Genomic DNA, 16,017 nt, shown 5'->3' with positions numbered 1-16,017 from the left:
TCTAGTTAGAGATTATTTGGTGAGAGAATAGATAAGACGAGTAATAGAAATTTTATATAGAATTGTTTAGAAATGTCTTTATATGATTAAAAAATAATTTAATAAGGTAACGGAGGAGAAGTATGATATACTATGAAAATAAAAAAATTTTGATTATCGGAGGTACTGGCACAATTGGTCAGGGGTTAATTAAAGAATTGTTGAAGCAGAGCCCAAAAGTAATAAGAATTTTTAGCAGAGATGAATATAAACAATTTATTTTAGAAAATCAAATTGTAAATAAAGAGCAAATTAGGTTCTTAATTGGCGATGTTAGAGATTATGAGCGTGTAGAGAGAGCAATGAATGATATTGATGTTGTGTTTAATCTTGCTGCTATGAAGCATGTACCAGCTTGCGAATATAATCCATCAGAAGCAATAAAAACAAACATCATTGGTATGGAAAATGTTATTAAAGCAGCTACTGCTAATAATGTTGAATGCGTTGTTTTTACAAGTTCTGATAAGGCAATTAATCCAGCTAATTCCTATGGAGCAACAAAATTACTTGCAGAAAAGTTAGTACAAGCTGCTAACTTTAGTAAAGGCTCAGCGAGAACTAAATTTGTTGCTGTCAGATTTGGAAATGTAATGGGTTCTAGAGGTTCTGTAATTCCATTCTTTAAAAAACAGATTGAAGAGAAGAAAAAAATTACGGTCACAGATCTTGAAATGACTAGGTTTATGATGACTTTAAGTCAAGCTGTTAAATTGATTATGGATGCTGCAAAAATTTCAATAGGTGGAGAAGTCTTTATTTTAAAAATGCCTGTTATAAAATTGCGAGATCTTGCGGAAATTGTTGTTGAAGAAACCTGTGAAAGACTTAATATAGAAAGAGAAGAAGTTGAGATAGAAACAATAGGATTAAGAGCAGGTGAAAGACGATTTGAAGAGCTTATGAACAAAGATGAATCGGAGAATGCATTTGATTTAGGAAATATGTATTCTGTAATTTCATCAATAAATTCTGGATTCTTACTTGAACATTATGAAGGGTATACAAAGGCAAGGGTTGGAAGCTATAATTCAAGCGATGAAATAGTACTAAATAAAGAACAGGTAAGAGAATTGCTCAAAAATGAGAAATTGGTTTAATTATTAAGTATAATAGATTAATTAGTAGGTGGTAATGTGAAAATAGCAATTCGAGCAGATGGTGGAAATGAAATAGGCATGGGACATATTATGCGTACATTAGTATTAGCTAAAGAACTTTCAAAGAAAAATGAAGTTTTTTATATATGTAGAATTGAGAATAAAGGTGAATGTCATCTCAATAATTCTAATACAGATACATATAAAATCACAAGCTTAGACGAAATGATTACATTTAAACTTGATGACAGTAAGTATATCCAAGGCATAAAAAAAATACTTTCAGAAGGTTTTGAGGTAATACTCATAAATGAGGATAATATAATTGATGAATTAAAACTTATTGAAACAGATTTGTTAATAACAGATAGCTATTTTGTAAATGAAACGTATTTTGAAGAAACAAAGAAAATATTTAAGAAAACAGCTTACATAGATGATATAAATAAGTATTATTTCAATGTAGATTTTTTAATAAATCAGAATAGTGATGCTGAAGATTTTGATTATAAGACTAAAGATTACACAAAATTAATATTAGGAACAGATTACATATTGTTAAGAGATGAATTTAAAAATCTACCTAAAAAGCATATAAAGGAAAAAGCTTGTGATATAATGATCACTGTTGGAGGAGCTGATCCTGATAACATAACAGAAAATATTTTATCGTATATTGGTCAATTAGATTATGATTTTCATGTAGTAATTGGTCCTTCTTTTGGAGATATACCTTTTGCTGAAAAATATAAAAATGATAATATAAAATTCTATTATAATGCTAATATGCGTGAAATAATGCAAAAGTGTGATATAGCTATTTCAGCTTGTGGAAGCACCTTATATGAATTATCAGCAAGCGGAGTCCCGACTCTTGGTTTGATTATTGCTGATAATCAAAATGGAATTGCGAGTAAATTAAATGATCTAGAGATAATAAAAAGCTTAGGCTGGTATGATAAAATTAAGAAAAATGATTTAATAAATAACTTAAATAACTTTTCTAATAATTATAAACTAAGAAGTGCTTTAAGCGAAAAAGCATCTAAATTAGTTGATGGTAAAGGTGCAGAAAGAATAGCGAAAATATTATGTGAAGGAATTTAAATTTACGATATAATATTAATTTTAAAGGAGACAAGAGATGAATATATTAGTAACTGGCGGAGCAGGATTTATAGGAAGATGGGTTGTTAAGAGATTATTAGATGAAGGTCATAGAGTAGTTGCTTTAGATAATTTATCAAATGGACAAATTGAAAATATAGAAGAATTTAAGGAAAGAGATTTCAAATTTATAAAAGGTGATATAAAAAATGAAGCAGATCTAGAAGAAACATTTAAAGAAAAGTACGATATCATATATCATATGGGAGCTTCTATAAACGTGCAGGATAGTATAGATGATCCTAAAACTACTTTTTATAATGATACCGTAGGGACCTTTAATATTCTTGAAAGAGCAAAAGTTCAAATGTTTGGGAGAAATGCAAAAATGGAAGGGGAACAATGGGTATTAGATTCGAGTGAAAATACTCATCCATGTAAAGTAGTATTTATGAGTACATGTATGGTTTATGATATGGCTGGAGAAGAAGGAATTAGTGAGAGCCATTTAACTAAGCCTGTTTCACCATATGGCGGAAGTAAAATAGCAGCTGAAAACATGGTGCTTTCATACTATAATGCATACAAGCTTCCAACTGTTGTTATAAGACCTTTTAATACATATGGACCATTTCAAAAAACTGGTGGAGAAGGTGGCGTAGTAGCCATATTTATTAACAATTCTCTAGATGAAAAAGATATAAATATATATGGAACTGGAGAGCAGACTAGGGATTTATTATATGTAAAAGATTGTGCAAGATTTGTAGTAGAATCAGGTTATAATGATAAAGTAAATGGTGAAATTGTTAATGCTGGAACAGGAAGAGATGTAACTATTAATGAACTTGCTGAAATAATAGCTGATAACAGAGTGAAAATAAATCACGTTAAGCATATCCACCCTCAAAGTGAAATAATGAAGTTAAAATGCGATTATACTAAGGCTAAGGAACTTATTGGATGGGAGCCTGAATATACTTTAGAAGAAGGAATTAAAGAAACAGAAGAGTGGATAAGGGATATAAAGAGAAAATAATAATAATTATGTAGAAAAATAAATGTGAAACTAAAATTTCACATTTATTTTTGCCTTAAATATGGTAAAATATACTTATGTTTCTTTATAGATAATATTGTATATTATTGCAATATTATCTATAGATAAGCTTAATAACCATAGAAGAGGTAGTAAACATGATTATTAATCACAACATAAATGGAATTATTGCAAATAATAGAGCTAAGGAAGCAGGAAAAAAGAAAGCAGATGCTATGGCAAAACTTTCATCAGGTCTTAGAATAAATTCAGCATCTGATGATGCTGCTGGTTCTTCTATCTCACAAAAAATGAAAGCTCAAATAAGAGGGCTTGAACAAGCAGAAAGAAATATTCAGGATGGAGTTTCTCTCACTCAAACAGCAGAAGCAGGCCTTGGCTCAATTCAAGATCCGAATCTTTTAAGGATGAGAGAACTTGCATTGCAAGCTTTAAATGGAACGCTAACTCAAGCAGATAGAATGAATATTCAAAATGAATTTGATAATATACAGGCTAGCATAGATGATATTGCTAATAATACTGAATTTAATACGATAAAGGTTTTATCTCCTCCGGATAGTGATAATTATATTCCACCAAAGTGGACTCCGGGTACAGCTGATATAGTATTTATTATAGACAAAACTGGAAGTATGGGTGAGAAAATAAATCAAGTAGAAAGTAATATAGATGGATTTATAGATAAAATAACCCAGAATGGAATTGATGTAAATATGGGGTTAGTAACTTATGGAGATGTTAATCCATCTCAAGGTGGTGATTCGACTGTAAAAAATGATATGACATCTAATTTGGATACATTTAAAGAATATTTAAATTCTATAGTACCAAGCGGCGGAGGAGATGCGAATGAATCAGGTCTTGAGGGAATTGCAGATGCGGAAAATGGAGCTTTATCATATCCTTTAAGACCAGATTCTGCCAAACAATTTATTTTGGTAACCGATGCGTTTGTTCATGATAGTACAAGTGATGGAGGAGATGGGGAATCGACTTTGAATATAGATAATGTGGCGGCAGATCTTAAAAGTAAAGGGATTAAGCTTACAGTAATAAGTGAGGATTATACTAAATCACAGCTTGAAAGACTTTCTGATCCTACAGGTGGAGAGTACATTGATATAAACAGCAACTTTCAAAATCAATTAAGTGCATATGCAAGTAAAATATTAATTGATGCTGGCTGTAAAGAAGAGACTCAGATAGGTGAAATGCCAACATTAAAATTGCAAGTAGGTGCAAATTCTGGTGAGGAATTTAAAGTGAAGCTTTTTGATGCAAGAACACAAAAGTTAGGAATAAATGATATATCTGTTGATACTCCTGATAATGCTAAAAATGCACTTGATAAAATAGATGATGCAATGGAAATAGTATCCAAACAAAGAAGTAAGTTTGGCGCATATCAAAATGCGCTTGAGCATATAGGAAACAATGTTGGAAACTATGACAACAACATTACTTCAGCTGAATCAAGAATATCTGATGCAGATATGGCAAAAGAAATGATGGAAATGACAAAAAACAGTGTTATAGAACAATCAGCAGAGACAATGTCAAAACAATCAAATAACATGTCTCAAAGTATTATTGACTTAATGAGTAAATGGAATACAAAAGAATAAGATGCTGCTTTACATATAAAAAATAATTAGAAGTAGAGGTTAAACATGCTGAGTTTATGTATGATAGTTAAAGATGAAGAAGAAAATTTAAAAAAATGTTTATCTAAATTAACAACAATTGTAGATGAAATAATAATAGTTGATACAGGCTCTGCTGATAATACAAAAGATATAGCAAAGGTCTTTACAGATAAGATTTATGACTTTAAATGGTGCAATGATTTTTCAAAAGCTCGAAATTTTTCGGTATCTAAAGCATCGAATGACTGGATTTTAGTTTTAGATGCAGATGAATTTGTTATTGATTTTGATAAAAAGTACATAGAAGAATTTATAAAAAGTCATCTAAATGAAAAGAGAGTTGGCAGGATTAATAGAATAAATGCAATTGAAGATCTCAATGGGAATAAGAAGTACAGAGAAAAAATTAATCGACTTTTTAATAGAAAGTATTTTTACTATGAAGGTATAATTCATGAGCAGATTATAGCTTTAGATAGTGAAGATTATGAAACCGAGAGTTTAAATGTAACAGTGGAACATATTGGATATACGGAAGAGATTTTAAATAAAACTGATAAATTAAAAAGAAATATTGATTTGTTAGAAACTGCGGTAAAAAATGATTCGGAGGATCCATACCTGTACTTTCAGTTGGGTAAGTCTTATTATATGCTTAAGGATTACAGAAATTCAGCTTTGTATTTTGAAAAGGCTTTAACTTTTCAGTTGAATTTTAAGCTAGAGTATGTTGAAGATTTAATTGAAACATACGGCTATTCATTAATTAACGCTGGTAGATATTCGGATGCCATCAGTATAGAAAATTGTTTTGAAATGTATTCGAAATCAGCCGATTTCCATTTTCTTATGGGATTAATATATATGAATAATGCTATGTTCGAAAAGGCAGTAAATAGTTTTATTCAGTGTACTAAATTTGTAAATAGTAAAGTTGAGGGGTTAACAACTTATGCTGCTTATTATAATATAGGAGTTATATACGAGGTTCTTGGCTTTTCTGAAAAAGCTATAGGGTATTATAGAAAATGCGGAGATTATGAGCCGGCAAAAAATAGAATAAAATAGATAATTTTAATGATATCCTAAAGATATGTATTATACTTACGAAAATAAAATTAATGATAAGATTAAAGATTTCTTGAATAAATTTTAAGAAGCTAAAGAGAAAGGATTTGATTATATTATGGATATAGCTTTAATGTCAGTGCTTATGAATCAATCAGCTGTTCAAAATGCAGCCTCTATATCAGTTGTGAAACTTGCTATGAATAGCAGCACTGAAATGGCAACAACTCAAATTTCAGATATCATGAATAATAATATGGCTATTGATACAAGCAAGGGTACTAATATAGATGTAAGAGCTTAAATGATGATATAAAGGAGGTTTTATAAGGTGAGATTATCTCATAATATGTTTTCTCTAAGCATATATCAAGCTTACAAAAGTAGACTAAGTGAGAATGCTAAGGCTTTAAATAATGTGAGTACTGGAAGTAAGTTGAATTCTGCTAAAGATAACCCTGATAAAATAGGAAGAAATGAAACTTTGAAAATACAAGTATTAACTAATGATGCAGCTAGTAAAAATATTCAAGATGCAAATTCTATGATTCAAACTTTTGATGGCTCACTTCAGCAAATTAACGATAGCTTAAGCCGAATGAAAGAATTAGCTGTTAGCGCAGGTGCTGGAAGCTTATCAGATGACGATAAAAAAATTATTCAAAATGAGATTGATAGTATTAAAGCGGACATAAATGACATAGCAAATAATACGGAATTTAATGGAGTAAAATTAAATTCAACTAGTACATCACCATTAAATGAAAACCCTACAAAATTGGTAAAGACTGAGATTGGAAATATGGAAGGTGAGAGTGTAGAAATTCCATTTTTTGATGTGAGCTCATCTAATTTGGGAATTAGCGGTTTAGATATAAATGATGTTGGTGGTTCTATTAAAGCCGTAGATAATGCAACACAAATGGTAAGTAGAATAAGAAGCAAATATGGAGCATTACAGAGTAATTTAGAAGGAACAGTGGATTATTTAAGCAGTAAGGATATTGTTATTCAAAAAGCTCAAAGTACAATTGGAGATGCAGATATTGCTGAAGAAATAATGAATTATTCAAAAAGTCAAATATTAATTCAATCATCAATTGGATTAATAGCTCAAAGCAATAAATTCCCTCAAGATGCTTTGAATATATTAGGAAATGCCAGATAGTGTATAAATTAAAGGTAATTAAAAAAATGTTTAGTATGAATAGAAAAAAGTAAAAATGAAGTGATAGAATGAATATTTGCATAATCCAGACGGATTATGCAAATATTCATTTTTTTTCTATATGCTGTATAATAATAAAATTACAGCTAGCAGAGCTATATGCTAATTAAATATCTAGATGTAAAATGCGTAAAATTAATTTCAATATAATATATATATGTTGCAATAATAAAATTACATTTAGGATGTCTATCCGCTAAGTAAATATCTAAATGTTAAATGTAGAAAATCAATTGCAACATATATATATAAATAAAATGATGATTGCTGGAGCACATTGATGAATTATATCAAAATACATTGAATAATACTAATTATGAATTGTTTTTTGTTTCATATTTTATCAAAAAGATAATATTGATTTAAAAATAAATGTTATTTTTACATTAAAATAGTTTTTTTTTATAAAAATTTATAGATAAAAATATCTATTTATTTTATAATATAGAGTATAGTGAAAATAATAAGGTTTTATAAATAAAAATAAGATTAAAAAAAAGTAATACAAAAAAATGGTAATATTTTGTTTTACAAAGAGTAACTAATAATGTAAAATTAATAGTTATAAGGTATTTTTATTATATTTATGCAAAAAGTAAAGGGAAGGTAAGGGAGTGGGTTTATGGCAGTGCAGTTCATGGGTAATGATGATACATACAATTTAATTAAATTAGGAATTAATGCATCCAATGTTAGAGCCAAAGCAATTGCTAACAATATGGCGAATGTTAATACTAAGAATTACAAAAGATTCAATGTTGTATTTGAAGAAAATTTAAATAAAGATAATTCTTCAAGTTTAGAATTGAAGAAAACTAGAAAAGAACATATTTCTAATGGCGATGAGTCTCAAGATGGTATTTCAATTGAAAGAGATACTAGTACTAGCATGAGAAATGATGGGAATAATGTCGATTTAGATGTTGAAAAAGTTAATCAGGCAGCTAATACTTTAAAGTATAATGCTTTGATTACTGATATAAATAATAAATTTAATAATTTAAAAACTGTTATTAAGTAAAAAATGTAAGTATTTTATTAGGGTGGAAAAATTGAATTTAAGGGGGAAATATAAATGAATGCATTTAGTTCTATGCAAATAAGTGCAACAGGTCTTTCGGCAGAAAGATTAAGGATGGATACTATATCATCTAATATGGCAAATGCAAGTACCACAAGAAGTGCTGACGGTTCAGGCCCATATGTGAGGAAAGTAGCTGTATTTCAAGAAGCTCTTGATGCGAATAAGGATATGGCAGGGGTTAAGGCTGTGAAAATAGAAAAAGATCCATCACCACTAAGAAAGGTGTATGATCCAACTCATCCAGATGCGGATGCAGAAGGATACGTTACTATGCCAAACGTAAATGTATTAAATGAAATGGCAGATATGATGGTGGCAACAAGATCTTATGAGGCAAATGTAGATACGCTTAATGCGTTAAAAGGTATGTTTTCAAAAGCATTAGAAATTGGGAAATAGGGGGGATTAAGGCATGAGAATAGAGGATAAATTTGCACAAAATGAAATTTTGTTTAACAGCAAATTTGATAGTATTAGTAATAATAAAAATAAAGTCAAAGACGAAGAATCTGTTAGTTTTGGAGATGTTTTGGCAAAGACTCTAAATGACACTAATGATAAAATGATGCAAGCTGATTCAACTGCAACTAAATTTGTTAAGGGTGAAGATGTTGATGTTGATGATGTAATGATTAAGAATCAAGAAGCGAGTTTGAGTCTGCAATTTCTAACTCAGACAAGAGATAAATTATTAGACGGTTATAATCAATTGTCAAGGTTACAATTGTAGCAAGGTGAGGAGAGCTAAATAATGAAAAAACTTTTAGAAAAGATTAAGGGGCTTTTAGAAAAGTTTAAATCCCAGAACAGAAAGATAAAAATTGCCATTATAATAGCAGTGTTAGCGGTTATTATAGCAATTGGATGTGGGATTTTTTATTCTTCTTCTAATAAATACCAAGTTTTGTTTTCAAATCTTGATGAAGGAAATGCAAATACTGTAATTGATTATTTAAATAAAAATAAAATAGATGCAAAAGTCGATAATAATTCGAATACTATTATGGTGCCTCAAGATCAAGTTGATAAATTGAGACTAGCACTAGCTCCTAATCTTACAACACAAAGCCAGGGATTTGAACTTATGGATAGCGGAAATTCTTTTGGTATGACAGATGAAGAATTTAAGATTAAGAAGCAAAGAATGCAGCAGGGAGAATTGGAAAAGACTATAAAGAATTTTCCACAAATTCAGGATGCGAGAGTACATATTACGGAAGCACAGGATTCAGTATTTGCAAAGGACAAGCAGCCGGGTAAAGCTGCAGTTTATTTGAAGCTTAAGCAAGGTCAAACTATGAATGAAGACCAAGTTAAAGCTATAGTAGCTTTGGTGTCTGGAGCAACTGAAAATATTCCTAAAGAAAACATAGACGTTATTGATGACAAGATGAATTTATTAACAAAAGATATTAATAGTGATTCGACAGATGCGGTAAGTTCTAGTACTATATCAAAACAGCAGGATGCAGAAAAGGCTTATGAGGATAGGATGCAAAAGGCTATTATAGGTCTGCTCGAACCAGTTGTTGGTAAGGGAAAAGTAAAAGTATCGGTAAATGCAGATTTGGATTTTGATTCGAAACAAAAGACGCAAACAGTGGTTGATCCTAATAAGGTTATTGTAAGTCAGGAAAATTCTAAAGAAACAAATAGTGCAGGTACAGGTACAGATAGCCAGAGCCCTGTAGATAATAATATGAGTAATCAGATTTCTGGTAACACTACTAATAATTCAACTTCAAGTAAAGAAGATCAAAAAACCAACTATGATACAGGAAAAACGGAGTCGAAAGTTATTAGCGCTCCAGGAGAAGTTAAAAGGCTTACAGCATCAGTTATGATTGATGGAAATTTAGATGATGCAACTAGACAATCGCTTGAAACGCAGGTGGCTAATGCAATAGGACTTGATACACTTAGGGGAGATCAAGTTTCAGTGCTTGGAATGGCGTTTGATACAACTGCACAGGATCAAGCAAAGACAGAATTAGATGCAATGAATGCAGCAGAAGCAGCTGCAAGCAAGAATAGAATGATGGTTATTGCTGGCGTTCTAGGAGCAATAGTTTTAGCAGGAGCAATTGCAGGTGCAATAATTTTAATGAGAAGAAGAAGATCGAAGAGAGCGGAAGAAGAGCAAATATTAGATACATTAATAGATGATAGTATAATACCTAAGGAGCCGGATGCTTTTGAGTCGATAGAATTTGAGGCTAAAACTCAAAAATCTCATTTAGAGGATGAAATAAAGAAATATGCAACTGAAAAACCAGAACAAGTTGTAGAAATAATAAAGTCATGGTTGGCTGAGAGTGAGAGGTGATATGTAGATATGCCAAAGGAACAAAACCAATTAACAGGAGTGCATAAGGCTGCGATTCTATTTATAACACTTGGCCCAGAAGCCTCATCTGGTATATTGAAAAAATTGCCAGAAAGCGATATTCAAAAGATAACTTATGAAATTGCTAATATAACTTCTGTTACTTCGGAGCAAAGAGAAGAAATATTAAATGAATTTTTACAAATAAATAAGGCTAGAGATTACATAATTGAAGGTGGAATGGATTATGCTAAGACACTGCTTTCAAAAGCATTAGGAGCTCAAAGAGCTAGTGAAATATTGGAAAAGGTGTCTGAAGCTACAGCACAGTATAGACCTTTTTCAATTGCAAGGAAGGCAGATTCTCATCAATTATTAAATGTAATAATATCAGAACAGCCGCAGACAATAGCGCTTATATTATGTTATTTACAAGCAGATAAAGCTGCACAAGTAATGGCGGAATTACCAGAAGAGACACAAAGTGAAGTCGCTTATAGAATAGCAACTATGAATAACACATCTCCAATGGTAATTAAAGAAATAGAATCAGTGCTTGAAAGTAAATTATCTTCAGTGGTAAGAACTGAAATGACAAGCTTAGGTGGAGTAGAAACATTAGTTAATATCTTAAATGCAGTTGATAGAACAACTGAAAAGAATATTACTGAAGGTTTGGAAAGAGAAGATGCTGAACTTGCAGATAAAGTTAAGAGCTCCATGTTTGTATTTGAAGATATTGTTTCTCTTGATGATGTATCTATTCAAAGAATTCTTAGAGAAGTTGAGGCTTCAGATCTTGCGCTTGCGCTTAAAGGATGTTCTGATGAAGTTGCGAATTGTATTTATAGAAATCAATCTAAGAGAGCAGCTGCTGCATTAAAGGAAGATATGGAATTCTTAGGACCAGTAAGAATTACAGATGTTGAAAAAGCGCAACAAAAGATTGTTTCTGTTATTAGAAGGTTAGATGATGCTAATGAAATCATCATAGCAAGAGGTGGAGAAGATGCAATCATCGTATAGCTTAATAAAAAAGGGATTTGCAAAAGAGGGAAATAGCAAAGTTATTTCGACAGAATATGTTAGTAAGAAGACTGTATTAGAAGGCTTTGAGGAATTAAAAGAGGAAGAAAGCGAAGAAAAAGTACCTCAAATTGATCCAGAAGAACTTTTAAAAAAATATGAAGATATTGGTCAGAGAATAATAGAAGATGCAAAAAGAGAAAAGCAGGCAATAACTTTAAGAGCTCAGATGGAAGCTAACGCTGCTGAAAAAAGAGCTTATGAAAAAGGCTATGAGCAAGGGCTTAAAAATGGATATGATGACGGCTATAAAAAAGCCTATGATGAAACAATAGATTCGGCCAAAGCTGAAGCTGCTGAAATTGTAAATAAAGCTGAGATATTATTAAAATCAGCGCATGAAAATTATGAAAATTATTTAGAAGTAAAAAAAGTAGAAGTAGTAAAATTAGCATTAGAAATAGCAGAAAGCATTGTGCAAAAGGAATTAAGCAGAGATGATGCTATGAATGCAATTATTGAAGAAGCTTTTAAGATTTCAAAAGGAGAAGATAATGTTATTTTAAAGGTAAATTCGGTCCATGTAGAAGAATTAAAAGCTGAAGTTGAAAGATGGAAAGTATCTTATGGTATAAAGAACGAAATTTTTGTGATTACTGATGAATCTATTGAACCAGGAAATGCAGTTTTGGAAAAACCAAGCGGAATGGTAAAAGTGGGCATAGAAATCGGTATGGAACAGATACGAAAAGCGATACTAGGATAATTTATGCGATTTACAATTTGCAGTTTACACTTATGGAATAAGTTTCTACGAAGCTTATTAAAAGTAAATGATTTTAACATAATTGTTAATTGTACATTGTCAATTGTAAATTGCTATTGTAAAGGGGTAATTCTAAAATGCTTGATTTAGACTTGGATTTTAGTAGATTAATAAAAAAAGTAAATAATACTTCAACTATATATAGTGAGGGTATTGTTAAGAAAGTGATAGGTCTTACTATTGAAGTACAAGGCATTAAGGCATTTATTGGAGAGCTTTGTGTAATATACAACGAAAGAAATACTCCAATAAATTGCGAAGTTGTTGGATTTAAAGATGAATTTGTAATTTTAATGCCTCTTGATGAGCTTATAGGAATATCACCAGGTTGTAGAGTTGTACCGCAGCATAAACCATTAAGTGTTAGATGTTCAGATAAATTACTTGGGCACATAATTGATGGACTTGGAAAGCCGATTGATTGTGAAAGTATAGCGATGGATGGAGAAGAGTATCCTTTAGAAAATGATGCACCAGATCCTCTAAAGAGAAAAAGAATACAAGAAATAATGCCAACAGGGATAAGAGCTATAGATGGTTTTTTAACCTGTGGAGATGGGCAGAGAATTGGTATATTTGCAGGAAGTGGGGTTGGTAAAAGCACAACTCTCGGAATGATAGCAAGAGAAGCTAAGGCAGATGTAAATGTAATAGCTTTAATTGGAGAAAGAGGAAGAGAAGTAAGAGAATTTATAGAAAAAGATTTAGGACCGGAAGGTATGAAAAAATCTGTTGTAGTTTGTGCTACTTCAGATAAGCCTGCACTTATAAGAATCAAAGGAGCATTAACAGCGACTGCTATAGCAGAGTACTTTAGGGATAAAGGGAAAAAAGTGATTCTTATGATGGATTCAGTTACAAGATTTGCCATGGCTCAAAGAGAAGTTGGACTTGCAATAGGAGAACCACCAGCCACAAAAGGATATACTCCTTCGGTATTTGCAAAGCTTCCGAGGTTAATGGAAAGATCAGGAACATCAAGCGATGGATCTATAACTGCATTTTATACTGTACTTGTTGATGGTGATGATTTTAATGAACCAATAGCAGATGCTGTTAGAGGTATATTGGATGGGCATATAGTTTTATCTAGAGATTTAGCACATAAAAATCATTATCCAGCTATTGATATTTTAAATAGTGTCAGCAGACTTATGAGTCAAATAGCACCTAAAGAACATAAAGAAGCAGCATCAATTGCAAGAGATCTTTTAGCAACGTATAAGGACTCTGAAGACTTAATTAATATAGGCGCCTATGTTAAAGGAAGTAATAAAAAAATTGATATGGCTGTTAATTATAATGATCAGCTGAATAGTTTTTTATGTCAGGGAATTGATGAAAGATCAAGCTTTGAAGAAACAGAAAATATATTGTTGTCAATGTTTAGACAATAAGATTAGTACATAATTTGAAAAAAGTAAAATGTTGAAAAATGGTAATAAATTTTACGCTATGCGCATTGAGAAAAGAATTAAAGAAATCCAGAATAGATTTCATCCACAACTGTAAACTGTGCATTGTAAACTGTTAACTGATTAAGGAGGAGCTTCACTTTGGCTGAAAAATTTAGGTTTGGTTTAGAAAAACTTCTTGAAATGAGAATTGCAAAGGAAGAGGAAAGCAAAAGGTTATTTACTGAAAGTCAGAGAGAAAAAAATAAGATAGAGGAAAAGTTAGAAGAGCTTAACCAAAATTATCATAAATACAAGGGAATAACACCTCATGAAGATATAATATATCAAAAACTCAAAAGATATTATATTCAAGGAATTCAAAGTGGAATAAAGGCAACTGAAAAGGCTTTGTCTCTTAAAAATCAAGAAGTTGATAAGAGAAGAAGAGAATTAACAGTAAAGCAAATGGAAAGAAAGACGGTTCAAACATTAAAAGAGAAGAAATATACTGCATATGTAAAAGAGCAGGATAGAATAGAACAAATAAATTTAGATGAGTTAGCTCTTTACGCATATGTAAGAAATCAGGATGTTCAATAAATATTAATGAACTCATATTTAGTAAAATAGGGTATTTTACTTTTTGAAATTCAGTTAAGAAATTCTAATATAAGTTATTAATTGAACTTGAAAGGGGGTGAGAATAATGGGTATAAGTACAAATGCGTCAAATAATTATTCGGGAACTAGTAGTCTTGATATGTTTTCAACAAGTTATACATCAAGTGGCTTCTCCACTAAAGCCACTTATGACTCTAATTGGGGTTATAATGCAAAAGCAAGCAATAGACCTGATGACTTTAAAGAAATATTAAGTTCAAAGACTAATTCTAGAAGAGAAGATGATAATGAAAATGTAGATAGAATGAGTAGAACTGATGATGTGAATAAAGGTAGAGAGTCAAATGAAGTTACCAATAATGATGAGCTTGATGAATTAAAGAAAAAGCTTAAAGAATTAGAAGAGGATAGTAAATCTGACTCAGATTCTAAGGATAAGATAAAAGATGCATTAACAGAATTGTTAGATTTACTTTCAAAGCTAGGTATTAAGCAAGATGATTTAAAGTTAAATGGAAAAGTTAATTCAGATGCTCTAAAAAATCTTACAAATACTATTGATAAACTTACGAAATCCAATAGTAACTTAGATGACATTATGAGTAAAATAATGGAACTCTTAAAAGAAGATTCTGTAAAGGATAATTTAGATACTGATTCATTAAAATCAATACAAAAGCTTTTGGGGAATTTAAGTTCTAGTTTATCTGGTAATAATTCGAATGAGACAAAAGAAACTAAAAGTAATTTGAAAAATTTAATGTCGGAAATATCAAATATGCTGAATGACAAGCAAGGGCAAACTAAGAAGATTTTAACTCTTGAAGAGATGCTAAATAAAAATCATTCACAAAATAGCAATGAGGATTCAAGTAAAAATACAAGTGGAGAAGCTACGAAAGATAATAAGGCAGCTTCAAAAGAAGATAAATTTTTAAATTCACTACTTGATGATAAAAAAGATGATTCTTTAAACAAAATAAATTTGTTCGCATCAAGAAATTCTATAGTTCAAAATCAAGGAGTTGAAAATGTAAGAGGACTTTCGGTTAATAAGGCGACTTTTGTAGATGATTTAATACGGGATGTTAAATTCATGAGTTCAAATTCACTTAAAGAATTAACTGTAAAAGTAAATCCAGGTAATTTAGGAGAAATAACAATTAAATTAGTTCAGGAAGATGGTTTGATGAAAGCTGAACTAAAAGCCAATTCAAAGGAAACAACTGCTTTACTTTCACAAAATATAGCTGATATTAAAAAGCAGTTAAGCGAACAAAATATAAAAATGGCTGATGTAAATATCAATTTATATCAAGAAGATACTACATTCTTTACAGATCAAGGGTTTGGAAGACAACTTTCTGAAGAGCAAAGTAAAAACAATAATAGAACTAATGGTATGAATGAAGAAGATGCAACAATTGATGAAATATCAACAGCAGATAATGCTGAAAATGACAATAATTTAGACTTTTTTGCATAG

General features: G+C 30.7%; 16 protein-coding genes. All 16 read left to right on the top strand.

Annotated elements, in window-relative coordinates:
- Nucleotides 1-122 precede the first annotated feature (122 nt).
- The 16 genes from CDLVIII_RS24275 to CDLVIII_RS24200 all read left to right on the top strand — a co-directional run bounded on the left by CDLVIII_RS24275 (nt 123) and on the right by CDLVIII_RS24200 (nt 16,017).
- Nucleotides 123-1,139, top strand: a complete 1,017-nt coding sequence (locus CDLVIII_RS24275) for an SDR family NAD(P)-dependent oxidoreductase (RefSeq protein ID WP_009172134.1) — start codon at nt 123-125, stop codon at nt 1,137-1,139.
- 36 nt (nt 1,140-1,175) lie between these two features.
- The gene (gene pseG / locus CDLVIII_RS24270) at nt 1,176-2,246 is read left to right on the top strand and encodes a UDP-2,4-diacetamido-2,4,6-trideoxy-beta-L-altropyranose hydrolase (RefSeq protein ID WP_009172133.1); all 1,071 of its coding nucleotides are present in this window, start codon (nt 1,176-1,178) and stop codon (nt 2,244-2,246) included.
- 37 nt (nt 2,247-2,283) lie between these two features.
- The gene (locus tag CDLVIII_RS24265; RefSeq protein WP_009172132.1) at nt 2,284-3,285 is read left to right on the top strand and encodes an SDR family NAD(P)-dependent oxidoreductase; all 1,002 of its coding nucleotides are present in this window, start codon (nt 2,284-2,286) and stop codon (nt 3,283-3,285) included.
- Nucleotides 3,286-3,443: 158 nt separating this feature from the next.
- Nucleotides 3,444-4,934 carry a flagellin gene (locus tag CDLVIII_RS24260; protein WP_009172131.1) on the top strand — a complete coding sequence of 497 codons (1,491 nt, stop codon included), beginning with the start codon at nt 3,444-3,446 and terminating at the stop codon, nt 4,932-4,934.
- A gap of 45 nt (nt 4,935-4,979) precedes the next feature.
- The gene (locus tag CDLVIII_RS24255) at nt 4,980-6,023 is read left to right on the top strand and encodes a glycosyltransferase family 2 protein (RefSeq protein WP_009172130.1); all 1,044 of its coding nucleotides are present in this window, start codon (nt 4,980-4,982) and stop codon (nt 6,021-6,023) included.
- 118 nt (nt 6,024-6,141) lie between these two features.
- Entirely contained in the window at nt 6,142-6,327 is a 186-nt protein-coding gene (locus CDLVIII_RS24250) for a YjfB family protein (RefSeq protein ID WP_009172129.1), read from the top strand.
- Between the two features lie 27 nt (nt 6,328-6,354).
- Nucleotides 6,355-7,191, top strand: coding sequence for a flagellin (locus CDLVIII_RS24245; protein ID WP_009172128.1), 837 nt, complete (start codon nt 6,355-6,357; stop codon nt 7,189-7,191).
- 682 nt (nt 7,192-7,873) lie between these two features.
- Nucleotides 7,874-8,272, top strand: a complete 399-nt coding sequence (flgB, locus tag CDLVIII_RS24240; RefSeq protein WP_009172127.1) for a flagellar basal body rod protein FlgB — start codon at nt 7,874-7,876, stop codon at nt 8,270-8,272.
- 54 nt (nt 8,273-8,326) lie between these two features.
- Nucleotides 8,327-8,734, top strand: a complete 408-nt coding sequence (gene flgC, locus CDLVIII_RS24235) for a flagellar basal body rod protein FlgC (protein WP_009172126.1) — start codon at nt 8,327-8,329, stop codon at nt 8,732-8,734.
- 13 nt (nt 8,735-8,747) lie between these two features.
- The gene (gene fliE / locus CDLVIII_RS24230; protein WP_009172125.1) at nt 8,748-9,065 is read left to right on the top strand and encodes a flagellar hook-basal body complex protein FliE; all 318 of its coding nucleotides are present in this window, start codon (nt 8,748-8,750) and stop codon (nt 9,063-9,065) included.
- A 21-nt stretch (nt 9,066-9,086) separates the two neighbouring features.
- Entirely contained in the window at nt 9,087-10,661 is a 1,575-nt protein-coding gene (gene fliF, locus CDLVIII_RS24225; RefSeq protein ID WP_009172124.1) for a flagellar basal-body MS-ring/collar protein FliF, read from the top strand.
- Between the two features lie 9 nt (nt 10,662-10,670).
- Nucleotides 10,671-11,687 carry a flagellar motor switch protein FliG gene (gene fliG / locus CDLVIII_RS24220; RefSeq protein WP_009172123.1) on the top strand — a complete coding sequence of 339 codons (1,017 nt, stop codon included), beginning with the start codon at nt 10,671-10,673 and terminating at the stop codon, nt 11,685-11,687.
- The gene (locus CDLVIII_RS24215) at nt 11,671-12,453 is read left to right on the top strand and encodes a FliH/SctL family protein (RefSeq protein WP_009172122.1); all 783 of its coding nucleotides are present in this window, start codon (nt 11,671-11,673) and stop codon (nt 12,451-12,453) included. Before fliG ends, CDLVIII_RS24215 begins: the two co-directional genes overlap by 17 nt.
- Before the next feature lie 137 nt (nt 12,454-12,590).
- Nucleotides 12,591-13,910: a flagellar protein export ATPase FliI gene (gene fliI, locus CDLVIII_RS24210; RefSeq protein ID WP_009172121.1), complete on the top strand. Its 1,320-nt coding sequence runs from the start codon at nt 12,591-12,593 to the stop codon at nt 13,908-13,910.
- 159 nt (nt 13,911-14,069) lie between these two features.
- Nucleotides 14,070-14,510 carry a flagellar export protein FliJ gene (gene fliJ, locus CDLVIII_RS24205; RefSeq protein WP_009172120.1) on the top strand — a complete coding sequence of 147 codons (441 nt, stop codon included), beginning with the start codon at nt 14,070-14,072 and terminating at the stop codon, nt 14,508-14,510.
- 106 nt (nt 14,511-14,616) lie between these two features.
- A complete protein-coding gene (locus CDLVIII_RS24200; RefSeq protein ID WP_009172119.1) occupies nt 14,617-16,017 on the top strand; it encodes a flagellar hook-length control protein FliK in 1,401 nt (466 codons plus the stop codon).

Origin of the sequence: Clostridium sp. DL-VIII (genome assembly GCF_000230835.1) — a bacterium.
Classification (GTDB): domain Bacteria; phylum Bacillota; class Clostridia; order Clostridiales; family Clostridiaceae; genus Clostridium.
Note: the sequence above shows the minus strand (reverse complement) of the source record. Positions and strands in the feature narration are given on the sequence as shown.